Source organism: Pseudomonas sp. Irchel 3H7 (genome assembly GCF_900187605.1).
In the GTDB taxonomy this organism is placed as follows: Bacteria; Pseudomonadota; Gammaproteobacteria; order Pseudomonadales; family Pseudomonadaceae; genus Aquipseudomonas.
This window is the reverse complement of record NZ_FYEA01000001.1, coordinates 528023-549601: the sequence shown is the minus strand read 5'-3', so window position 1 is coordinate 549601 and position 21579 is coordinate 528023. Positions and strand designations below refer to the sequence as shown.

At 55.4% G+C, this 21579-nt stretch carries 20 protein-coding genes and 4 tRNA genes; 16 read left to right on the top strand and 8 right to left on the bottom strand.

Features of this window, described 5'->3' with window-relative positions:
- Positions 1-80 precede the first annotated feature (80 nt).
- The 11 genes from CKW38_RS02695 to CKW38_RS02645 all read left to right on the top strand — a co-directional run bounded on the left by CKW38_RS02695 (position 81) and on the right by CKW38_RS02645 (position 10890).
- Positions 81-641 carry a CvpA family protein gene (locus tag CKW38_RS02695; RefSeq protein WP_007913461.1) on the top strand — a complete coding sequence of 187 codons (561 nt, stop codon included), beginning with the start codon at positions 81-83 and terminating at the stop codon, positions 639-641.
- 41 nt (positions 642-682) lie between these two features.
- Entirely contained in the window at positions 683-2188 is a 1506-nt protein-coding gene (gene purF / locus CKW38_RS02690) for an amidophosphoribosyltransferase (RefSeq protein ID WP_007913462.1), read from the top strand.
- Between the two features lie 73 nt (positions 2189-2261).
- Entirely contained in the window at positions 2262-3473 is a 1212-nt protein-coding gene (locus tag CKW38_RS02685; protein ID WP_095111748.1) for an O-succinylhomoserine sulfhydrylase, read from the top strand.
- Positions 3470-4246: an SDR family oxidoreductase gene (locus CKW38_RS02680; protein WP_007913464.1), complete on the top strand. Its 777-nt coding sequence runs from the start codon at positions 3470-3472 to the stop codon at positions 4244-4246. Before CKW38_RS02685 ends, CKW38_RS02680 begins: the two co-directional genes overlap by 4 nt.
- A gap of 216 nt (positions 4247-4462) precedes the next feature.
- Positions 4463-4538, top strand: a tRNA-Val gene (locus CKW38_RS02675).
- Positions 4539-4594: 56 nt separating this feature from the next.
- Positions 4595-4671: transfer RNA gene (locus CKW38_RS02670), tRNA-Asp, on the top strand.
- 94 nt (positions 4672-4765) lie between these two features.
- Positions 4766-4842, top strand: a tRNA-Asp gene (locus CKW38_RS02665).
- Positions 4843-5315: 473 nt separating this feature from the next.
- Positions 5316-8147, top strand: a complete 2832-nt coding sequence (locus CKW38_RS02660) for a xanthine dehydrogenase family protein molybdopterin-binding subunit (protein ID WP_095111747.1) — start codon at positions 5316-5318, stop codon at positions 8145-8147.
- A complete protein-coding gene (locus CKW38_RS02655; protein WP_007913466.1) occupies positions 8140-8679 on the top strand; it encodes a (2Fe-2S)-binding protein in 540 nt (179 codons plus the stop codon). Before CKW38_RS02660 ends, CKW38_RS02655 begins: the two co-directional genes overlap by 8 nt.
- A 2-nt stretch (positions 8680-8681) precedes the next feature.
- Positions 8682-9917, top strand: coding sequence for a cytochrome c (locus CKW38_RS02650; protein WP_095111746.1), 1236 nt, complete (start codon positions 8682-8684; stop codon positions 9915-9917).
- 1 nt (position 9918) lies between these two features.
- Positions 9919-10890, top strand: coding sequence for an XdhC family protein (locus tag CKW38_RS02645; RefSeq protein ID WP_095111745.1), 972 nt, complete (start codon positions 9919-9921; stop codon positions 10888-10890).
- A 42-nt stretch (positions 10891-10932) separates the two neighbouring features.
- On the opposite strand, the gene CKW38_RS02640 is transcribed toward CKW38_RS02645, so the two are convergent.
- Positions 10933-12216 carry an FAD-binding oxidoreductase gene (locus CKW38_RS02640; protein ID WP_095111744.1) on the bottom strand — a complete coding sequence of 428 codons (1284 nt, stop codon included), beginning with the start codon at positions 12214-12216 and terminating at the stop codon, positions 10933-10935.
- A 183-nt stretch (positions 12217-12399) separates the two neighbouring features.
- On the opposite strand from CKW38_RS02640, the gene CKW38_RS02635 reads away from it, so the two are divergent.
- From CKW38_RS02635 to CKW38_RS02625, 3 genes are all read left to right on the top strand, one after another.
- Positions 12400-12476, top strand: a tRNA-Val gene (locus tag CKW38_RS02635).
- Between the two features lie 294 nt (positions 12477-12770).
- The gene (locus CKW38_RS02630) at positions 12771-13130 is read left to right on the top strand and encodes a nucleotide pyrophosphohydrolase (protein WP_095111839.1); all 360 of its coding nucleotides are present in this window, start codon (positions 12771-12773) and stop codon (positions 13128-13130) included.
- Positions 13127-14119 (top strand): hypothetical protein, encoded by a 993-nt coding sequence (locus tag CKW38_RS02625; RefSeq protein ID WP_095111743.1) that lies wholly within the window; start codon positions 13127-13129, stop codon positions 14117-14119. Before CKW38_RS02630 ends, CKW38_RS02625 begins: the two co-directional genes overlap by 4 nt.
- Positions 14120-14260: 141 nt before the next feature.
- Here CKW38_RS02625 and CKW38_RS02620 read toward each other — a convergent pair whose 3' ends face one another.
- Complete coding sequence (locus CKW38_RS02620) at positions 14261-15694, bottom strand: hypothetical protein (protein WP_095111742.1); 1434 nt, start codon at positions 15692-15694, stop codon at positions 14261-14263.
- A 226-nt stretch (positions 15695-15920) separates the two neighbouring features.
- Between CKW38_RS02620 and CKW38_RS02615 the strand changes: the two genes are divergently transcribed.
- Entirely contained in the window at positions 15921-16496 is a 576-nt protein-coding gene (locus CKW38_RS02615) for a hypothetical protein (protein WP_095111741.1), read from the top strand.
- Positions 16497-16550: 54 nt separating this feature from the next.
- Here CKW38_RS02615 and CKW38_RS02610 read toward each other — a convergent pair whose 3' ends face one another.
- The 5 genes from CKW38_RS02610 to CKW38_RS02590 form a co-directional block, all read right to left on the bottom strand.
- Complete coding sequence (locus tag CKW38_RS02610; RefSeq protein ID WP_095111740.1) at positions 16551-17183, bottom strand: hypothetical protein; 633 nt, start codon at positions 17181-17183, stop codon at positions 16551-16553.
- A gap of 346 nt (positions 17184-17529) precedes the next feature.
- Positions 17530-18279: a hypothetical protein gene (locus tag CKW38_RS02605; protein ID WP_095111739.1), complete on the bottom strand. Its 750-nt coding sequence runs from the start codon at positions 18277-18279 to the stop codon at positions 17530-17532.
- Between the two features lie 327 nt (positions 18280-18606).
- A complete protein-coding gene (locus CKW38_RS02600) occupies positions 18607-19368 on the bottom strand; it encodes a recombinase family protein (RefSeq protein ID WP_095111838.1) in 762 nt (253 codons plus the stop codon).
- An 87-nt stretch (positions 19369-19455) separates the two neighbouring features.
- Positions 19456-19671 carry a hypothetical protein gene (locus CKW38_RS30325; protein ID WP_095111738.1) on the bottom strand — a complete coding sequence of 72 codons (216 nt, stop codon included), beginning with the start codon at positions 19669-19671 and terminating at the stop codon, positions 19456-19458.
- 32 nt (positions 19672-19703) lie between these two features.
- Positions 19704-19925: a helix-turn-helix domain-containing protein gene (locus CKW38_RS02590; protein ID WP_082149858.1), complete on the bottom strand. Its 222-nt coding sequence runs from the start codon at positions 19923-19925 to the stop codon at positions 19704-19706.
- A 113-nt stretch (positions 19926-20038) separates the two neighbouring features.
- Between CKW38_RS02590 and CKW38_RS02585 the strand changes: the two genes are divergently transcribed.
- Positions 20039-20347 carry a hypothetical protein gene (locus CKW38_RS02585; RefSeq protein ID WP_095111737.1) on the top strand — a complete coding sequence of 103 codons (309 nt, stop codon included), beginning with the start codon at positions 20039-20041 and terminating at the stop codon, positions 20345-20347.
- A 536-nt stretch (positions 20348-20883) separates the two neighbouring features.
- On the opposite strand, the gene CKW38_RS02580 is transcribed toward CKW38_RS02585, so the two are convergent.
- Complete coding sequence (locus CKW38_RS02580) at positions 20884-21516, bottom strand: hypothetical protein (protein WP_095111736.1); 633 nt, start codon at positions 21514-21516, stop codon at positions 20884-20886.
- Between the last annotated feature and the right edge of the window lie 63 nt (positions 21517-21579).

Here is a 21579-nt window from a genome sequence, read left to right as displayed (position 1 = left end):
AAATGCACTGACAATCGCAGCTTACCGAGAGGCATGCGCTCTGCTAAAATGCGCCGCCTTATCCGTCTGTAGGCTGCACTGTGCCATTTACCTGGGTTGACTGGGCGATCGTTGCAATCATCGCCATCTCCGCTTTGATCAGTTTGAGCCGCGGCTTCGTCAAGGAAGCATTATCGCTGGTGACCTGGATCATCGCAGGAGTCGTCGCCTGGATGTTCGGTGGCTCATTGTCCGAGTACCTCGCCGGATACATCGAAACCCCATCGGCTCGCGTGATCGCGGGCTGTGCCATCATGTTTGTCGCCACACTGATCGTGGGCGCAATGATCAATTATCTTATCGGCGAGTTGGTACGTGTCACCGGGTTGTCCGGGACCGATCGATTCCTCGGCATGGCCTTCGGCGCAGCGCGTGGCGTGTTGCTGGTGGTCGTGGCGGTCGGGCTGTTGAGCCTGGGGCCGGTACAGCAGGACGGGTGGTGGAAAGAATCACAGCTCGTACCAAAATTTCTATTGGTCGCTGATTGGTCCAAAAACCTGATTCTCGGGTGGAGCAGTCAGTGGCTTGCCAGCGGAATCAGCGTACCCGCTGATATTCCGTTCAAGGAGCAACTCTTGCCGTCGGCGAAAACGCCTCAGTGAGTGTTGTTCAGTTCAGATCCATTAAGTAGGGGTTGCGTCGCATGTGTGGCATCGTCGGTATCGTCGGTAAGTCGAACGTCAATCAGGCGCTGTATGACGCGCTAACCGTGCTCCAGCACCGCGGCCAGGACGCTGCCGGTATCGTGACCAGCCATGATGGCCGGTTGTTCCTGCGCAAGGACAATGGCTTGGTGCGTGACGTGTTTCAACAGCGTCACATGCAGCGTCTGGTCGGCCACATGGGCATCGGTCACGTCCGTTACCCGACCGCGGGCAGCTCGACTTCGGCCGAAGCCCAACCGTTTTACGTCAACTCGCCTTACGGCATCACCCTGGCGCACAACGGTAACCTGACCAACGTTGAACAGTTGGCCAAAGAGATCTACGAATCCGACCTGCGTCACGTCAACACCAGTTCCGACTCGGAAGTGCTGCTCAACGTGTTCGCCCATGAGCTGGCCCAGCGCGGCAAGCTGCAACCGACCGAAGAAGACGTGTTTGCCGCCGTGACCGACGTGCACAACCGTTGCGTCGGCGGTTATGCGGTAGTGGCCATGGTGACCGGTTACGGCATCGTCGGTTTCCGCGACCCGCACGGCATCCGTCCGATAGTGTTCGGCCAGCGTCACACCGACGAAGGCGTCGAGTACATGATCGCCTCGGAAAGCGTTTCGCTGGACGTGCTTGGTTTTACCCTGATTCGCGACCTGGCGCCGGGCGAAGCGGTCTACATCACTGAAGACGGCAAGCTGCACACCCGTCAGTGCGCGACCAACCCGTCCCTGACTCCGTGCATTTTCGAACACGTCTACCTGGCGCGTCCGGATTCGATCATCGACGGCGTTTCGGTCTACAAGGCCCGTCTGCGCATGGGTGAGAAGCTCGCTGAGAAGATTCTGCGCGAGCGTCCAGAGCACGACATTGACGTGGTTATCCCTATTCCGGACACCAGCCGTACCGCGGCACTGGAACTGGCCAACCACCTGGGCGTGAAATTCCGCGAAGGTTTCGTCAAGAACCGTTACATCGGCCGTACCTTCATCATGCCGGGCCAGGCTGCGCGCAAGAAGTCGGTACGCCAGAAGCTCAACGCCATTGAGCTGGAGTTCCGCGGCAAAAACGTGATGCTGGTCGACGACTCGATCGTGCGCGGCACCACTTGCAAGCAGATCATCCAGATGGCCCGCGAAGCCGGCGCGAAAAACGTCTACTTCTGCTCGGCGGCTCCAGCGGTTCGCTTCCCGAACGTCTACGGCATCGACATGCCGAGCGCGCACGAACTGATCGCGCACAATCGCTCGACTCAGGACGTGGCGGATCTGATCGGTGCTGACTGGCTGATCTATCAGGACCTGCCTGACTTGATCGAAGCGGTCGGTGGCGGCAAGATCAAGATCGAGAACTTCGATTGCGCAGTGTTCGACGGCAAGTACGTTACCGGCGACGTCGACGAGGCGTACCTGAACAAGATCGAACAGGCGCGTAACGACTCCTCGAAGATCAAGACCCAGGCGGTCAGTGCGATCATCGATCTGTACAACAACTGAGTTTCTACCGGCCCTGAGGGGCCGGTTTTGTATCTGACTTTCAATTTTCGCGAACAGGGCAAGGAGTGACAGCATGAGTCAGGAATGGGATGCCGGTCGGCTGGACAGCGATCTCGAAGGCGTAGCGTTCGATACCCTGGCCGTACGTGCCGGTCAGCACCGTACGCCGGAAGGCGAGCACGGTGATCCGATGTTCTTCACCTCCAGCTACGTGTTCCGCACCGCCGCCGATGCGGCCGCAAGGTTTGCCGGCGAAGTGCCGGGTAACGTTTACTCGCGTTACACCAACCCTACCGTGCGTGCGTTCGAAGAGCGCATTGCTGCGCTGGAAGGCGCCGAGCAAGCCGTTGCGACCGCCACCGGCATGGCCGCCATCATGGCGGTGGTGATGAGCTTGTGCAGCGCCGGCGATCACGTGCTGGTTTCGCGCAGTGTGTTCGGTTCGACCATTAGTCTGTTCGAGAAGTACTTCAAGCGTTTCGGCGTTGAAGTCGATTACGTACCGTTGGCCGATCTGTCGGCCTGGGATGCGGCGATCAAGTCCAACACCAAACTGCTCTTTGTCGAGTCGCCATCCAATCCGTTGGCCGAGCTGGTCGACATCACCGCACTGGCTGAAATCGCCCACGAAAAAGGCGCGATGCTGGTGGTCGACAACTGTTTCTGCACGCCCGCTTTGCAGCAGCCGCTGAAAATGGGGGCTGACATCGTTGTGCACTCGGCAACCAAGTTCATCGACGGCCAGGGCCGTTGCATGGGCGGCGTGGTTGCCGGTCGCAGCGAGCAGATGAAAGAAGTCGTCGGCTTCCTGCGCACTGCCGGGCCGACCTTGAGCCCGTTCAACGCATGGATCTTCCTCAAAGGTCTGGAAACCCTGAACCTGCGGATGAAGGCGCACTGTGCCAATGCCCAGGAGCTGGCCGAATGGCTGGAGCAGCAGGACGGCATCGAGAAGGTCCATTACGCCGGTCTCAAGAGTCATCCGCAGCACGAGTTGGCCCGGCGTCAGCAGAAGGGCTTCGGTGCGGTGGTGAGTTTTGAGGTCAAGGGCGGCAAAGAGGGCGCGTGGCGCTTTATCGATGCAACCCGCTTGATTTCGATCACGGCCAACCTCGGTGACAGCAAAACCACCATCACGCACCCGAGCACCACGTCTCACGGCCGCCTGGCGCCGCAGGAGCGTGAAGCTGCGGGCATTCGTGACAGCCTGATTCGCATCGCGGTCGGTCTGGAAGACGTAGTCGACCTGCAAGCCGACCTGGCGCGCGGTCTGGCGGCGTTGTGATCGAGTTGTCCACTCCGTCAGCGGGTACCCATGGCCGCGTTGCGCTGGTCACGGGGGCCGCGCGTGGCATCGGTCTGGGGATTGCGGCGTGGTTGATCAGCGAAGGCTGGCAAGTGGTGCTGACGGATCTGGATCGTGCGCGCGGTTCGAAAGTGGCGAAGGTGCTGGGCGAAAATGCCTGGTTCATCGCGATGGACGTTGCTGATGAGGCTCAGGTTGCGCTGGGTGTCGCTGAGGTGTTGGGACAGTTTGGTCGCCTCGATGCACTGGTGTGCAATGCGGCGGTCGCTGACCCGCACAACATCACGCTCGAAAGCCTCGACCTGGCTTACTGGAACCGCGTGCTGGCGGTAAACCTCAGCGGGCCGATGTTGCTGGCCAAGCACTGTGCGCCGTATCTGCGTGCGCACAACGGTTCGATCGTCAATCTGGCCTCTACTCGTGCGCGGCAGTCGGAAGCGGACTCCGAGGCGTATGCGGCGAGCAAGGGCGGTTTGTTGGCGCTGACGCATGCGCTGGCAATCAGTCTGGGGCCGGAGATTCGCGTCAACGCCGTCAGTCCGGGCTGGATCGATGCGCGCGATCCTTCTGCACGTCGAGCGGAGCCTTTGGCGGATGCTGATCATGCTCAGCATCCGGCGGGCAGGGTAGGGACGGTCGAGGACGTGGCGGCCATGGTCGCCTGGTTGCTGTCGAGGAATGCTGGTTTTGTCACCGGGCAGGAGTTCGTCGTCGATGGCGGCATGACGAAAAAGATGATCTACAGCGAGTAGATCGCCTTTTTCTCTGAATTTGCGTTGAATCAACTGACGCCTTCGCGAGCAGGCTCGCTCCCGCATTTGGAATGCAGACCCCCTGTGGGAGCGGGTTCGCTCGCGAAAGCGGTTTTGCAGGATGGAAACAATTTCGTCTTTTTCAGAAAAACTTCAATCCTGCTATTGACTTAGGTCTGCTACCTGCGTAAATTTCGCGGCCTCGGAGATGCAAACGGGTGATTAGCTCAGCTGGGAGAGCGTCTGCCTTACAAGCAGAATGTCGGCGGTTCGATCCCGTCATCACCCACCACTCCCCGAGAAACTTGCGTAAGCAAGAACGTAGGCTGAAAGTGCCTGCACCGACGCGCAGCGGTAGTTCAGTCGGTTAGAATACCGGCCTGTCACGCCGGGGGTCGCGGGTTCGAGTCCCGTCCGCTGCGCCATATTTTACGAGTCAGGCATTGTCTGGTTCGCGATTGCAAGGCACCGAAGCCTGCAGTCAAAACGAGTTACTTGAGCGCAAGCTCAAAGCGATACGCAGCGGTAGTTCAGTCGGTTAGAATACCGGCCTGTCACGCCGGGGGTCGCGGGTTCGAGTCCCGTCCGCTGCGCCATATCTGCTTCAAGGACCACTGAACGCCTTGAAGCACCGAAAGCAACCTTTGGTTGATTCGGAATCGATAGCAAAGACCCTGGTCGAAAGACCGGGGTTTTTTGTGTCTGAAATTTGCCTTCCGCTCCCATCACGCAACCCGGCTCCCTGTAGGAGCTGCGGCACGCTGCGATCTTTTGATCTTGATCGTAAAAAACAGGATCAAAAGATCGCAGCCTCGTTTCACTCGACAGCTCCTGCAAGGGATGCCTGTAAACATCCTGCGGTGCCACGTCGCATTGATTTTTTGATTCTTTAGTCAAATTTTCGTAACTGGTTGTTTGCTGCGAGCGCAGAAACCTTTAAAGTTAACCCTTCGGTCAGCTTTGCACTGTCAACACGCCCTTTGTTTCGCCAGAAAGGGCTTCTGCAAGACTCGAGATTCCCCAGTAGATAACCAGAAGGGCGGACACATAACCGCCCAGAGGATGATCCATGTCCAACCGTGAAATATCCCGGCGCTCGTTCCTCCAGGGCGGGCTGGTGGCGGGTGTGAGCGTCACGCTCACGCCGCTCAGCAGTCAGGCGCTGGCTGCCTTGATGGAAAACAGCGTCACCGTGCCGTCCGAGAAATGGCTCGGCAACAATGGCAAGGCGCGTCAGCGTAACGACGCACTGTCCAAAGTCTGCGGCAGCAAAGTCTTTGCCCGCGACATCCGCTCCAAGGACATGCCGGGCTGGCCCGAGCAGCAAGGCCACGCCATGCTGCTGAAAACCATCAAGGCTGACCGCATCTACGCCGGTTACGACCTGTCGTGGCTCGGCGCCGATTTGCAGCCTGATCGCATCGTCACCGCCGCGGATCTGGACAAGGACGGCATCGTCTTCCCGGAAGAGCACGCCCCGGATCCACTGCTGCCGGAAGGCAAGGTGCCGATGTTCATCGGTCATCCTGTGGCGATCCTGATCTGGAACGACTTCGAGCGTTTCCGTCAGGCCAAGAACAAACTCAAATTCAATGACAAAGCGATTCGTTACGGTGCAAAAGTGCCGTTCTACGAAGGCGATCCGTATGGCAGCTTCCGCTACGTACGTGTGGGTGGCGCGACCTCGGCAGACGAAGACGAATTCGCCAGCCTCAAGGACTCGATCCTGTTCCCGATGCTGAAAAACCGTCGTCCGGTGTGGAATTCCCAGCCGAACCTGCACGGCAACCTGACCGAGCGCGGCCTGTTCTACGCCGACCGCATGAAGCAAGAGATCGATACGCCGCCGGACAACTGGCTGGTATTCGACGAGCGCTACAAGACCCCGTCGATCGAGCCGGCCGCAATGGAGCCGGACAACGGCAACGGCTGGTACGACCCGAAGACCAAGACCCTGCACTTCGTGGTGGCCACCCAGTGCCCGCTGGAAGCGGCGACCGAGACCGCAAAGATGATCGCGCCGTCGCGCTTCGGCCTCGACAATCTGAACATGCACCCGGGTTACACCGTCGGTTACGGTTCCAAAGACCACAACATCTTCGTCTACTACGCAGCCCTTGCTGCGCTGTACGGCGCCGGTGTGCCGGTGCGTCTGGCCAACGACCGCTACGAGCAATTCCAGAGCGGTATCAAGCGTCACCCGTTCGACATCCGCTACCAATTGGCCGTGGACAAGAACGACTACAGCTTCAAGATTTTCCGCGCCGAAATGACCGTCGACGGTGGTGGCCGAATCAACTACAGCCCATCCGTAGCGGCAGTGGGCGCCACGGCGGCGCAGTCGATCTACTACATGCCTCAGAACGACCTGCAAGTCACTGCCTACCATTCGCGTGGCGTTGAGGCCGGTTCGATGCGCGGCTACGGCACCCTGCAAAGCATGGCGGCGACCGAGATGATGGTCGACGAAATCGCTAATCGCCTCGGTGTCGATGCGATCGACTTGCGTCGCAAGAATGCTCTGCGTTCCGGTATGAAAAACACCCAGGGCGCGATCCCGGCCGGTGCCTTGCGTCTGCACGAAATCCTCGACAAAGCCTCGGTGCACGAAGTCTGGAAAAACCGCGACGCGATCAAGAAACAACGCGAAGCCGCAGACCCGGATAACTGGTACGGCGTCGGTTTCGCCATCTGCCAGAAGGACTTCGGCACCGGTTCGGAAGCGCCGATGGCCAGCATCGAATTCACTGCTGACGGTCGCATCACCCTGCGCCATATCGGCATTGAAATCGGTACCGGCATGTCCACCTCGCAAGCCTTGGTCGTAGCTGATTTCCTTGGCAGCCCGGCGCACGAAGTGAAGACTGGCGAAACCGAATGGAAGGAAATGCAGCTAATCACCAGCGGCAACCCTTACATCATGAGCCAGGCCGAACAGGACAATCTGCTGCGCAACCCGCGTTGGGTCGGCAAATTGGCTTCGGCCTCGTCGGCGACCAACTCGGCGTACTACTTCAGTCACGCCACCCGTGAAGCGGCGCGAGTGCTGTTCAACAATGGTTTGTGGCCGGCGGCCATGGAAATCTGGCGTCAGGGTCCTTACGGCGGTCAAGCCAACCCTTACGTTGTGCGTCGCGAAGATGCGCATTGGGTCGACGGCAAACTCACGGCTAACGGCATGCAGCCGCTGAGCTTCGAAGAGCTGGCCAAGCGCGCTCACGAGCGTGGTCTGGTGACTGGCGCCACCGTTCACGCGTTCAACCGCTGGAGCTGGGCCGAGGCCGAATACAGCATCGACGGCGTGCGCGAGCGTCTGCCGCTCGATGGTCTCGCCGTGAAATACGGTGACGGCGCGCCGAAAGCGAAGAAAGCGTTGATGGCCACGTCTGGTTTCCACCTGCTGGATCGCCAGAACATCAATTACCCGGTTGTGCAGTTGAACAACGCTGCCGTGACTTATTACAGCCCGGTCGCCACGCTGGTCGAGCTGAAGGTCAACAAGGGCTCGCTGGATGTAGAGGTGCTCAACCACCATTCGTGGGTCGAGTGCGGTCGTGTGCTGGTCGAAGAACTGGTCAAGGGCCAGCTCGAAGGCGGTATCGCCATGGGCATCGGTCACGCCTTGATGGAGGAGATGCCGCTGTACGAAGGTGGGCCGGGGGAGGGTGACTGGAACTTCAACCGTTACCGTCTGCCGATGGCGCGTCACGTTGCGGTGTGGAAGCAGACCGCGGAGATTCTGCCGCCGCTGTCGCCAAGCGATCCGTCCAAAGGCATCGCCGAAGTGGTGATGATCCCGATCGTCGGTGCCATTGGTAACGCCGTGGCGCACGCCATCGGTAAACGTGTTCGCGATCTGCCAATCACTGCTGTGCGCATCAAGGAGGCCCTCAATGGCTAACCGTCCGTTTCAACTGACCCTCAATGGTCAATCCGTCGGCCCGGTGGACATCCCTGATGACCTGCCGATGATCGACTACCTGCACGAATACAAAAACCTCACCGGTTCGCGTCTGGGCTGCGGTCAGGGTATCTGCCACGCCTGCGTGGTGATCGTCGACAACCCGGACGGCACCAGCGAGGAAGTGCGCACCTGCATCACCGGCGCGCATTACTTCGAAGGCAAGACAGTCCGCACCATCGAATCCCACGCCAAGCGTGACGAATCGGGCCAGGTCACCGAGCTGAACCCGATCCAGCAGCGCTTCGTCGACGAGTTCGCCTTCCAGTGCAGCTACTGCGCACCGGGCTTCGTCAACGCCGCGACCGTGCTGGTCGAAAAGCTGCAACGCCAGCCGACCGTGCAGAGCAAGCTCGAACAAGTCATCGAGGACAGCCTCGGCCATCACGTCTGCCGTTGCACCGGGTACGTGCGTTATTACAACGCCACCCGCAACGTGCTGACCGATCTCGGCCTGGTCAAGGAGGGTTAAGCATGAAGCTCTTTCTGACCCGCCTGACCCTGGCGGTCGGCCTCGCTGCGCCGGTGTTGTTTGCCCACGCCGATGATCAGGTCAAGCGCGGCGAATACCTCGCCCGCGCGGCCGACTGCATGGCCTGCCACACGGCAGCGGGCGGCGCACCGTTTGCCGGTGGTCTGCCGATCGTTTCACCGTTCGGCACGATCTACGGCACCAACATCACACCGAGCAAAGAGCACGGCATTGGTTTGTACAGCGATGACGAGTTCTTCGCCGCGCTGACTGAAGGCAAGCGTCGTGACGGCGCCAACCTCTATCCGGCGATGCCGTATACCTCCTATCACCTGATGCCGCGTGAAGACTCGGATGCGATCCATGCGTACCTGAAAACCATCGAGCCGATCGAGCGCGCAGCACCGGTCACCAGCCTGAGCTTTCCGTTCAACGTGCGTCCGGGCCTGATCGGCTGGAACATGATGTACGGCAAAGCGCTGAAGCTGGAGTCGGCCGAAGGCAAAAGTGAAGCCTGGAAGCGCGGCCAGTACATGGTCGAAGTGCTCGGTCACTGCGGCGAATGCCACACGCCACGTGGCCTGCCGGGCGCGATGCAATTGGATAAACGCCTGACCGGCGGCATCCTCAATGGCTACCTGGCGCCGAGCCTGCTGGCCACTGATCTGGCCGCGCGCGGCTGGAACGAGCAGGATCTCAGCACGTTCCTCAAGCACGGTATGAGTGCGCAAGGGACGATGTTCAACGAGATGTTCCCGGTGTTCCACAACAGCACGCAGGGCCTGAACGATACCGATCTGGCGGCGATGGCGACGTTCCTGCTCGGCGACAAACCGCCGGCAGCCAAAGCGCTGGTTGAAGTGCCGGTAGAGAAACTCAGCGCCAGCGCTCAGCGCGGCCAGCAGGAATACCTGAACGTCTGCGCCGGTTGTCATGCGGTCGGTGGCGAAGGCAAGCCGCACATTGCGGTGGCCATGCGCGGCAACACCACACTGCGCCTGGAAGACCCACGCAACCTGTTGCGGGTGATCGAGGATGGGATCGGCGAGCAGAAGTTCTCCGGCTTCGAGCACATGCAGCCGATGCCGGGTTTCGCCGGCAAGCTAAAGCCTGAACAGCTGACCGACCTGCTCAACTACTTGCGTCAAGGTTGGGGCGGTCAGTCGGCTGAACTGGCGGTGAGCGATGTGCAGAAACTGCAGGCCGACGCACCGTCCATCGAGCACAAGGCGCACTGACATGCAGCATCTCGATCTACAAGTAGTGCGGCGAGCGCTGGAGTGGTCGGTGGCAGGGCGGCGCATCTGGCTCTGCACCGTGCTGACCACTTACGGCTCGGCACCGCGCGCGCCGGGTTCGCTGCTGGCGGTGAACGATGGCGGACAGTGGATCGGCTCGCTTTCGGGTGGTTGCGTCGAGGAAGATTTCCTTGAGCGCGTCGCCGAAGGTGCGTTTCTCGATACAGTCAATGTCGTGCGTTACGGCGAAGGCGACGATCCGCGCTCGCGGGTCAGCCTGCCCTGTGGCGGCATTCTCGATGTGCTGGTAGAGAAATTTGACGCTGGCTGCGAGGTGCAGGCGCATCTGCGCGAATTGGAGTCGGCGTTGCTTGGTCAGCGTCGCTTGATTCGCGAGGTTGATCTGGCCAGTGGTGCGCGCACTTTGTTCGCTGATCGCGAGCAGGGTGCGCGGATCGAGCGCGAGATTGATCGGGTGCGCATTCGTGTCGGCGCGGCCCAGCGTTTGTTGCTCGCTGGGTATTCCAGTGTGGCGCAGGCGTGTGCCGAGTTTGCCGTTGGCCTCGGGTTTGAGGTGATTCTCTGTGATCCGCGCGATGAAGTGCTCGAAGGCGTGGTGCTGGATGGCGTGGAAATTCGTCGGCAATTGCCGTCGGTGTTTATTGCTGATGGTGGCTGTCATCGTGATACGGCGGTGGTGGCGCTGACGCATGACCCGCGCATCGACGATCTGGCGATGATGGAGGCGGTGCGCACCGAAGCGTTCTACATTGGCGTGATGGGTTCGCTGCAGACCTCGCAGAAGCGCTTCGAGCGGTTACGTCGGATTGGCGGCTTGGGCGAGGCTGAGCTGGCGCGGATTCATGCGCCGATTGGTCTGAACCTCGGCAGCAAGACGCCGGCGGAAATTGCCTTGGCAGTGTTGGCAGATATCTTGCGGATCCGCAGCGGGATTGCTCGGGATCAGCTCTGAGTGCTGTGTTCAATAAATAGGGCCGCGATCAGCGGCCCTTTTTTACATCCCGAATTTATCGCGTAGCCCGTAATACCATGCGCCCAGTGCGGCAAACGGCGTGCGCAACAGTTGTCCGCCGGGGAACGGGTAGTGCGGCAAGTCAGCAAATGCATCGAAGCGCTCGGCCTGACCGCGTAATGCTTCGGCGAGGACCTTGCCCGCCAAATGCGTGTAGGTCACGCCATGGCCGCTGCAGCCTTGCGAATAATAGATGTTGTCGCCCAGGCGCCCAACCTGTGGCAAGCGCGACAGAGTCAGCAGGAAATTTCCGGTCCAGGCGTAGTCGATCTTCACATCCTTGAGTTGCGGAAAGGCCTTGAGCATTTTCGGGCGGATGATCGATTCGATGTTGGCGGGATCGCGCGCGCCATACACCACGCCACCGCCGAAGATCAGGCGCTTGTCGCCCGTGAGGCGGTAGTAGTCGAGCAGGTAATTGCAGTCTTCAACGCAGTAGTCCTGCGGCAGCAGCGCTTTCGCCAGCTCGTCACCCAGCGGCTCGGTGGTGATTACTTGCGTGCCGCACGGCATCGATTTGGCCGCAAGTTCCGGCACCAGATTGCCGAGGTAAGCGTTGCCGGCGACGATAATGAACTTGGCCCTGACTTTGCCCTGCGGCGTGTGCACCACCGGGTTGGCGCCGCGCTCGATGCGTACGGCGGGTGACTGTTCATAGATCGTGCCGCCGAGTGACTCGACCGCCGCTGCTTCGCCGAGCGCAAGGTTCAGCGGATGAATATGGCCGCCACTCATGTCGAGCATGCCGCCAATGTACTGATCGCAGGCAACCACTTCGCGGATGCGGCGTTGATCGAGCAACTCGAGTTGCGTATGGCCGAAACGCTCCCAGAGGCGTTTCTGCGATTCCAGATGGCCCATCTGCTTGGCGGTAAGGGCTGCGAATACGCCGCCGTCCTTCAGGTCGCACTGGATGTTGTACTTGGCCACGCGCTCGCGAATGATCCTGCCGCCTTCGAACGCCATCTGCCCGAGCAGTTGCGCCTGTTTGGGGCCGACGCTGCGTTCGATGACGTCAATGTCACGGCTATAGCTGTTGACGATCTGTCCGCCATTACGCCCGGAGGCGCCGAACCCGACCTTGGCCGCTTCCAGTACGGTGACGCGAAAACCGTTCTCCAGCAGAAACAGGGCAGAAGACAATCCGGTATACCCGGCGCCGATCACACAGACGTCCGTCTCCACATCATCCTGCAAGGCAGGGCGGGGCGGTACGGCGTTGGCCGACGCAGCGTAATAGGACTCTGGGTAAAGGGTGTTCGCCATCCTGCAGCCTCTGTTTAATATATTTTACGAGTGCGTCGATCCTACCCGAGTTGAAAAACCTCCGCCAGCCACCGGAAAATCTTCGTCGGAGCCCCGAAATTAAATATTTTGCATATTCATAGGGTTAGGTGAAAAAAAGGTGTTGACACCCCTCCGGAATTCCGTAGAATGCCGCCTCACAGCAGGCACGTAGCTCAGTTGGTTAGAGCACCACCTTGACATGGTGGGGGTCGTTGGTTCGAGTCCAATCGCGCCTACCAGACAAAATCCGCTCTGCTGGGCGGTCTAGAAGGGCTCACCGAAAGGTGGGCCCTTTTTTGTTGTCTTGGATTTCATGCAGAACGTTCACAAAATATAGGCTTCGTTCACACGGAGCAATGTGAACGCCTACAAGACCTGCTCTGAGCAGTGATTCTTCTACGTTTCGCAGGAGGGGAGGGTGGGGGTTGTGTTGTCGAGTGGTCTTGGTGAGCGTGTGATGTGTTGGTGGCTAGACAGGCTTTGTCGGAGTCGTTAGCGTCCACACTATCTTGATCATGGTGCAAGGGATCGGAATGGACGTACTGAAACAACTGCAGTCCGATCTGGCTGCGTTTGCTATTGAGAGGGACTGGGATCAGTTCCATACTCCCAAGAATCTAGTGATGGCATTGTCCGGTGAGGTGGGGGAGCTTACAGAGCTCTTTCAGTGGCTCACTGCTGAACAGAGTGAGCGTGCTGTCCTTAGCGATGAGGCAGTAAAGGCCGTTGAAGAAGAGATGGCCGATGTTCTGCTTTACCTGCTCAGATTGGGAGATAGGCTACAGATTGACATTGCAGCGGCGGCTCAAGCCAAAATCAAGCTAAATGCGAAGAAGTATCCCGTTGATAAGTCCAAGGGCAATGCTGTTAAGTACTCAAGGAGAGAGAAATGACCGCCGCAGTTGTGTACCAACCTTGCTCCGATCCAGTTGCGAGGCAGAACCTTCAGAACACCATACTCAACCCCATCTTTCTTGACGATATCGTGCACCTTCTTGAGCCTGCACTTGGTGCGATACTGCGAGCAGAGAATCCCTCGGGCAGGCTGTATATCTGGGGGCTATCGCCCAGCAATACCGAAGCTGCTTGGTTGAGAATGGCTCCAGGCGACGTAGTCATCTTCAATGTCAAAGGAATGATTACAGTTGCGTCGAGGTTTACTCATCGCACCCGTAATCGAGACCTTGCTCTTCATTTGTGGGGTCTTAAAGACGAAAGTGGGGGCACTACTTGGGAGAACATTTACTTCGTTTCGGATGTACGTCATGTGTCCATTCCATATTCTGACATACTTCTCTGTACCGAAAGCCAGCCTCGTATGTCTTTCAATCGCTTCTCCGAGTCAGACAGTGCAGCGATTATTAATCGCTACGAGAACCTACTTTACGAGCTTGTTGATGAGCCTATAAGTCTCGAAGAGGCTCGCATTGAAATTGGTCTCGAGATCGAAACGGATGGTTCTGCTACGAGATCGACTAGGAACGAGCACCGGTTCCTCGTGAAACACCTCTTTAAAGGCTTGGCCACTGGTACATGCTGCATCTGCTTGAACGAATATCCCCGTAACATGCTGGTTGCTGCGCACATCAAAAAACGGGCTTCCTGCGACATAAAGGAAAAGCTGGATATCGAAAACATTGCAGCCCCTATGTGCCGTATGGGATGTGACCCGCTTTTTGAGTTCGGATATATATCGGTAAATAATGGAGTGGTTGTTAGGCACCCTTCTCTCGAACCGTCCGCGGCTATATCGAGCTACATTGATGGTATCTTGGGTAATGTCGTACCTGCTTGGAGCCAGAGAACGAAGAAGTACTTTAAATGGCACAGAGACACGCATGGCTTCGAGCCTGCTGAAGTTTTGGAGCTACTTGAAGTCTAGCTACATGGCTATAACTTACTCAAGGCATTATTCAAAGAAAAGATAGTGGTCTGTTCTGTTGCTCGATATTTAAAAGGTTGAGCCAGTTAGTGTTAAGTTGTTTCTGTTGGTTTTCTGGCTCAAACTTATCTTTAATCGTTTTTATTTGCGTTTGCTTGCTGAGTCTCTTTTATTTCCATCGACTAGATATATTGCTGAGGTCTTCTGGCCGCTCTCAATCGCTTCGCGTCTCATGCGTTGTACATCGTTATATTTTTTTCCAATGCTTCCGACGTCAATAATTAAATAAACTCCCTCCTGAGTGTCTTCAGCTTTTTTGTATATTTCAAGCTGTTTTGTGTAGCCGTGAACCAAATCATTTGTAGATAGTTTTATTTCTACTACAATTCTAGTGTTGAAACCAAACGAAAATTTAAAGTCAACAGGGCCATTTCCTGTGTCTGCTTCCGGTGTGACGTCTAGGTTGTTGGCTTTGCAGTATGAATATGCAATAACAAAAAATAGTCTTTGTGCTGCCTTTTCTCGGCGGGGTTTTTTGTCGTCAGACCAAAGTTCTTTCCAGATTCCTTTATTTTCTATAAGGTCTTGAAACTGTAAAATTATAGTGTCGACTAGTTTTTTTGCTTCTTCTAAATTGGTTATTCTTTTTGATCGGTCGGATATAGTCAGAGGGTGCTTGTCAGCAATATCTTTTAGTCGTGTCCAGAATGCCTCTCCATTACGATCTGCGTCAAAATTATAGGGGGTCTTTGGAACCTCCTTTAATAGTTCCAATATTTGCTCAAATGCTTCTTTACTTTTTAGTGCGTTGTCTCGGAGTGTTTGTTTTCTTTTCTTGGACATGGTGGCCCAGACTTTCCCTACGCCTCCGCTCACTTTTTCACGATATTCTTCGGTTTCTCGTGCGATCCGAGAGATGTCACTCCAGTCACTGGCTATCGGCAGATCTCTCACAATGTCTCTTGGGACAAATATCAACGGATCTTTCGAGTAAGGGTTTTCGGGAAGGTGGAATGTTTCATCCTTGATTTTGAATCCTTTTGTTGGGAGTTTTAATGTTTTATTTTGTCTGATCGTAAATTCAATTAGATGGGGAAGTATTATGTTTGTGGTCATGTCGCTTATTCTATCGGGGCCGATACCCTCCTCAAATAGTGATAAACCCATGAAGAAATCAATGTCGGTGATTCCTAGCTTTACTATCTGGGCCGCCGTTTCCAGTGTACTTGAGGTGAGTTCTGGCCCGAATCCAGACCCTCTTACTGATGAGCTATAGCCTAGGCAAGTCCAGCTAACTTCCGAGAAGTTGAATAATTTTTCTGCTTTTCGCCACGTGATATCGCCTTTTTGTGTGGATGCGGCGAGCAATTTTATTATGAATTCGAATCTTTGTTCATAAGCCGTTGCGGCTCCCGTGTTTATTTCTTCGTGTTTACTATCTGGTAGAAGTAAAGGATCAATGAATAAATTTGTATCGACAGTAAGTTGGGTGTCGATAATGTCTAACTTTTCAAGCTCCATGGGATCAATGCCGAACTCGCTGGATATAGTCTCTAAGCTGGTGATCTTAGCCATCGCAACCTCCTGTTGGTTAGTAACGTCATCCTTGGTGTATATCTCGAACCCGAGTGAAAATCTACAGTAATGTTGTGATTCGTATCCTAAGCGTGATCTTAAAATTCTCAGCTTCCCGATTCCTCGACAAGCGATGGAGAGGTCGTATGGTGTTGGGACGGTATGGCGAGCTTTCAGTACGGGGCGTAAGCTGGGGTAAATACAGTTACTGCATGAAGGAAGTGAAATGAAAAAGCTTCGCGTGCAAAAGATCGCTAAGAAGAACATTCACATACACAACGATATTTCCAACACGGCTCACCACCTCAAGACTCGTATCGAGGAAATGGAGGCGGTTGGGAGCCGGCACGGGATGGCTCTCGACATCACCGCCTGTCTCGTCATGTTGGCCTTCACCTTTGAATCACGCCTTAACTTCATTGGCGAACAGAAGGTGGAGGATTTTAAGGAAAGGCGGTGGTTCGACAAGAAGGTCGAGATTGTGTTGAAGGCTCTCGGGCTGGAGCCTGACTTTTCAGTGCGCCCGTACTCGTCCATCAAAGAGTTGAAGAGCTTTCGTGACACAATCGCACACGGCAAGCCGGGTACCATCGAGGTAGATGAAACGGTGGATTTTCAACCAGGGACTAACTATGACGATTTCGATCTTCGAGGCGAGTGGGAAGCATTTTTAACCGTCGACTTCATGAGGCAATGTTCTGACGACATAGACCAAATCTGGAGAGAATGGGTTGCGACTGCTGAAATCGAATTGCACCAAACACTGACCTACGGTGAGTACAGCATTTCACTGATAGAGTAGCCTACGATCTTCAGCAGGTGATCGCGTCGTGTCCAAAGCAGGAATCCAAGGAGATTACAGTTCAGGTGGGTGCGACTCGGCTGTAGCGGCTGCGATATCGAAATCCGGATGCAGTACATACGCACGGCCGACGGCGCTTAAGGCCACGTATTTTCCGGATGCAGAGTATTCGAACGAAATCATTTTTCTTGATTCAAGCACGTCTAACGCGCCATCCGTCTCCAAGAACGTTAAATCGGTGTGAGTCGGAATCGCCGTCGTTGGGCACGTCTTACCTGCACTTCCATAGATAGCGATAGTTCCTATCACCGTATCCTGCACAGTGGTCAGAGGGAGCAACGCAGGAGCTTTCAACTCTGCAATCTTCGCATAAGCGGCGTTCAGTTCTTTTTCAGCATCCTCTAGAGCTCTGTACGCATCTTTGATGCCCCAAAGGCCAACCCCGAGCAGAAGCAAGACACAAACAGTGAGGCCAACAAGCATCCAAAGCTGAATCGGGAAAGACTGACCCAACAAGCTCCATGTGTTCGCTAGCCCAGTGCCCACCGCTGTAGATGCGGCGCTGAGAAGTGAAACATCGTAGTAACTGTCGAAGATTTTCGTGGCGATCCAGGCCGCGAGGGTGCCACCTGTCCACCCCAGAACTTTCTTCAGTTTAGACCTCTGCACTGCGTCGCTCGTTTGCATATGAACTCCCGTACCCGCCCGATTTCGCGGATGTTATCAGAGTCATTCGTCTGAAAACGAACCGACGTGGTACACCCACACAACACAACTCTTGAAGCTGCTCGGAGGTCTATATACTGTACGCCCATACAGTTTATGGGTTGGTGGGATGAATATCAGTTTCGAACAATCGCTGGTCGGTCTTGTGTTTAGTTGCGATGTCACGCCAGAGAAACGCAAAGCGATATTCGACTTGAACCATCGCAGCGGTGTGCGCCACGTAGGCCTTGAATGGAAAAACCGCCGGGTGTGGTATGAGTGGAAATAGAGTGGGGCGCCAATCGGGCGAGATGCTGACTCGCACTCTTTATCGTTTTTCTTCTCCGTCCTGTTTAAGGAAGTATGCACGGCCTTTCGGGGTGAGGTTGAATGCAACACCGCCGATTCCATCTGTCGGTACAATCATTTGGTGTTCAAGCAGGATATCAATCGCCCCCTCCGCCTTAATTTGTCCCGGGCCAGAACTACTGATGAGAAGCAGCGTCGGTGTAACTCGATGGTTCACGAGCCCGGCTATGATGCTCAAGACCTTGGATGCAAAAGCAGGAAGTTCTACTTCATTGTTTGCTGGGGTTTTAAGTTTCGCTGCAAGCTGCTGCTTCAAGTCAGAATTTGCATCTCTCTGGGAGACAATTTCAACTTCAAGCGCTGCATTAGTGCTCTGCTGGGACTTCCGCATTTCTGTCTCTGCCTCCAGCTGTGTCTGGAGTTGCTGGTTCGTGATCTGAAGATCAGCGTGTTGTTCGGTGAGTCTGTTTAGGTCTTGCTTAAGCTGGGCAGCGTCGGGCATCGTCTCGCCCCCTTCAGGAGCTTGTCTCTTTGCCATGATCACGCCACGCAGACTAATTCCAACCAGCAGGAGAGCCAAAATAGTTGCCCATAGAGGGGCAGAAACGTGTGCAGTGAGCGCGGTAGAGAACCAGCCCCACAGAGTGCTCGCCACAGCGCCAAGACCGTCAGGAAATTTCCCTTCCTTCACTAGCGAGTCAGCTACAGGAGCGGCGATGATGCCGACTGCGGCAGTTCCAACACCTGCCACCCATTTCCACGATGCCATGCCGTTCTCCTTTAGGTGAAGCGCCAAGTGTATCAGAGCAGGCATGGCGTATAGCCAGTGTGCTGGCGCAGGAGGAACCCTTACCCTGCAATTCCCAGTCCCCGCGAAAATTTCCGGTGCACTTCGATAGTCGTTTGGTGTCCCGGCTGGAAAAATAATCTAGCGAACCGCTCCACCTGCTTAACAAAAGCCATAGCACCCTGCTGGAAACCGTGGCTTTCTGAAAATAAGGTGAAGCACTCTCAAACACATAGACGACAAAGCCCCGCGTAGGCGAGGCTATAGTGCATCGTGCAACCTTGATGGGGAGTCGGCCCCCGCAAGAACTTACAGGGCCCCTTCATTCGAAGGGAAGTGAAGGGCCAGGTTCTTCATCACGCGGCTCACTTGCATAGAAGACCACTGGCCTCCCCGGCTTGTAGTGATGCCCTTGCCGTTCAGGCATTCAGCAACCTGTTGGAGTGTACGACCACCCTTGTGGATGCACAGGTCTATAGGATCACGCACAGACTCTTGCCATGTATTCACGCGCTGTTGAACTGCCACAGTGGCCTTCGCACGATTGGCTTCTGTACGGCCTTTATCCAGCGCTTCAGAGCGGCGGGAAATCTTTTCAACAGACTGTGCGTCGCCAGCGTCCGCACGCTTCTTGAGGGCTGCTAGAGCTTCCTTGGTACGGTTGGCGATGAACTCACGTTCCTGTTGGGCAAGGGCTGCAAACAGATGGAGTTGGAAAGAGTTGGCGGTGGGCATCGTTGCAACTTTGAACTCTGTTTCCTCCATCAGGCGGGCGATGTGGTGAACCGAACGGGATAGACGATCCAGCTTAGCGACCACCAGTTGTGCACCCAGCTCTTTGCACGCTGCCAGTGCCTTCTTGCCTTCGGGACGATCCTCAATGGCCAACTTACCCGAGACTACATCAACGAACTCACCAACGATGCTCCAACCATTCTGTTGGGCTGCACGAGCGATGTACTCACGTTGAGCTTCAAGACCCAATCCGCTTTCACCTTGCCCCTGACTGGACACACGACAATAGCTGACTACGTCGATTGTGTTGGTGGTGATGTTGGTATCGGTGGTCATGTTCCCGCCCTCGGAATTCCGTCTGAGGGCAATCATAACATTTCTCGAATGGTCGTTCTAGAAGTGTTATATCAATTTCTAACCGTTCTATTGCCGCAGCTTGAGGATTCCAGCGGTGATAGCTGATGCATTCGCATCGAGAGTCTGCAATGCGGTGACGGCGTTCTCATGGGCTTCGCTTGAACCACTGGCTTTAGCCCACAAGGACAGTTCTTCTATAGCTGATGCAAGCGCATGCTGGTTATGCAGCAGAAGGGTTAGCACGTCCGCTGTGGCTATGTGAGCGTCTGTATTGTCTGTCACAGCTCATTCCTTGAGATTGTGTTTGTAGGCCGCTAGAGCCCTTGTAGCAGCTCTGACAGGGTCATTCCCAGTCCATCAGCAAGCACCTTCGCTGCATCTAGGCTGGGGTTGGCTGTGCCCGTTTCAATTCGGGACATGTACGTTCGCACGAACCCACAGCGATCAGCGAAAGCCTCCTGACTGAAGCCTTGACTGGTGCGTAGCTCTCGGATTCGTTGGCCGAAGCCCTTTCTCAAATTCTGATTTGGCTGCATGCCAGAATCATGGTGGGATGAACCCCAATCGTGAACACACCAATTGATGACACACCAACTGATACATTGATATCCTCATCGCTCGACCAGCAAGCACCTGACAGGGATGAGCCATGAACGAAAAGCTGTTTGTACTAACTACCCAGAAGAAGAAAACGAACCACATCCTGCACGTGATTATGACAGTGCTGACTGGAGGTCTTTGGTTGATCGTGTGGGGAATCACCATGCGGAGCAATGACGCCCACAACAGGAAGCTCGACAAGCAGATCAATCAGATCATGCTCTACAAGACGCAAGGTTTGAGTGACAACGAGACTTACAAGCAGATCAGGAACGACGAACTCAACTCCGAAGTGCTTCAAGGGCGGGTGTTATTCGTGGTTCTGGTCGTAGTCTTCCTGTACTTCTACCTGCGGTAGTCTCTGCACACCGAAAGCGGAGCTCGTTGGGATAATCTCCTGCTCCGCAGGCGTGGTTGCTTGCACCGAAAACGAGAGTTTTCAACGGAATTCAGCCATGGCGTGACCGTCGACAATCCTCCGGATGTACTCCAGCAACAAACAACATTCCACAAATCCATCTCTTCGCTTGTGATCTTGATCTTGCTCTTGTCTGTTGGTGCAAAAACGAATCGGGACGTATTCGGTTGTATTCCCGTCAGCGCTCGCTGAAAGTTATTGCACGTCACCTTCGGTGGAGCAGATCAAGAGCAAAAAGCTTGGATGCGTGTTGATTTCATTTGATTATTAGTGTGCTTATCCAGAATCGGAATGGTACGCCCTCCAGTGTTAACTTTTGCTGGTCCGACAAGTGTTTACTTTTAAACAGTGTTCCTTCAACGGTCGCAGCCGAAGAGAGTGAATGCTTTTATATAACAGGACTTTTTCAGGTGCCTTGATTCACGTGGCTTCCAGACGATTTCTTTCGTAACTTTTTCAGGAAAGATACGTAAGCATTACGCAGCAATATTGATGCAACGATCCATCTCCATCGCGTACTCCAGCCCTGAAGACAAGTCTCCTACAGGGCGATACCAATCGTTAACGTACCATGCTCGTGTTCTGTCAGAACCTCGGAAAACGAGCCGAGGGTTGATGGCCAGCTTGATCTCGCCAGTGCGAATGTCACTATTTCGCGAAGTGGTGACACGCAACAGGTTTGCACACTCGAGCACTCTCAGCCTCTTCATCAGGTTTGATTCCGCAGAACCTAGCGCCTTTGCCAACTCAGCTTGCGTCATGAAGATGACATTGCGGTACAAAACCAACCGATGCAGTTTTTCCAGCAACCGCTGCTGGGGTAGCGTGATACGACAATCGATCCCAGTGCGACACCACTCGCCACGAGCAAAGTCCACTTCGTTACGTAACGGGTGCAGAGTGTGCTCCGGCAGTTTTCGTCGATCAACAAACTTCAAGTAGCGTTCAAAGTCATCCACGCTTCGGCAGTCACGGAGACTTGACTGAAAATCGATACGGCAAGAAAGTACTGATGGTTTATCGTCATATCCGTGAATCTCGCCAGTTAGCCTGTCTACAACAAGGCCTTCAGCAGTGATCAGGTCTTTCGAGGGGGGAGTAGGGTGCATGTTAGTCAATGTGGCTCTCCTGTTTTCAAGTTCATGTCATGGGCGAATGCCTCGGTAGGTTTG

Coding starts and splice junctions, on each gene's coding strand:
- CKW38_RS02600 (WP_095111838.1), bottom strand. CDS start 19,368: ATGACCACCGATACCAACATCACCACCAACACAATCGACGTAGTCAGC.
- CKW38_RS02580 (WP_095111736.1), bottom strand. CDS start 21,516: ATGCACCCTACTCCCCCCTCGAAAGACCTGATCACTGCTGAAGGCCTT.
- purF (WP_007913462.1), top strand. CDS start 683: ATGTGTGGCATCGTCGGTATCGTCGGTAAGTCGAACGTCAATCAGGCG.
- CKW38_RS02610 (WP_095111740.1), bottom strand. CDS start 17,183: ATGCAAACGAGCGACGCAGTGCAGAGGTCTAAACTGAAGAAAGTTCTG.
- CKW38_RS02605 (WP_095111739.1), bottom strand. CDS start 18,279: ATGGCATCGTGGAAATGGGTGGCAGGTGTTGGAACTGCCGCAGTCGGC.
- CKW38_RS02590 (WP_082149858.1), bottom strand. CDS start 19,925: ATGCAGCCAAATCAGAATTTGAGAAAGGGCTTCGGCCAACGAATCCGA.
- CKW38_RS02640 (WP_095111744.1), bottom strand. CDS start 12,216: ATGGCGAACACCCTTTACCCAGAGTCCTATTACGCTGCGTCGGCCAAC.
- CKW38_RS02615 (WP_095111741.1), top strand. CDS start 15,921: ATGAAAAAGCTTCGCGTGCAAAAGATCGCTAAGAAGAACATTCACATA.
- CKW38_RS02645 (WP_095111745.1), top strand. CDS start 9,919: ATGCAGCATCTCGATCTACAAGTAGTGCGGCGAGCGCTGGAGTGGTCG.
- CKW38_RS02685 (WP_095111748.1), top strand. CDS start 2,262: ATGAGTCAGGAATGGGATGCCGGTCGGCTGGACAGCGATCTCGAAGGC.
- CKW38_RS02655 (WP_007913466.1), top strand. CDS start 8,140: ATGGCTAACCGTCCGTTTCAACTGACCCTCAATGGTCAATCCGTCGGC.
- CKW38_RS02625 (WP_095111743.1), top strand. CDS start 13,127: ATGACCGCCGCAGTTGTGTACCAACCTTGCTCCGATCCAGTTGCGAGG.
- CKW38_RS02660 (WP_095111747.1), top strand. CDS start 5,316: ATGTCCAACCGTGAAATATCCCGGCGCTCGTTCCTCCAGGGCGGGCTG.
- CKW38_RS02630 (WP_095111839.1), top strand. CDS start 12,771: ATGGACGTACTGAAACAACTGCAGTCCGATCTGGCTGCGTTTGCTATT.
- CKW38_RS02620 (WP_095111742.1), bottom strand. CDS start 15,694: ATGGCTAAGATCACCAGCTTAGAGACTATATCCAGCGAGTTCGGCATT.
- CKW38_RS02650 (WP_095111746.1), top strand. CDS start 8,682: ATGAAGCTCTTTCTGACCCGCCTGACCCTGGCGGTCGGCCTCGCTGCG.
- CKW38_RS02585 (WP_095111737.1), top strand. CDS start 20,039: ATGAACGAAAAGCTGTTTGTACTAACTACCCAGAAGAAGAAAACGAAC.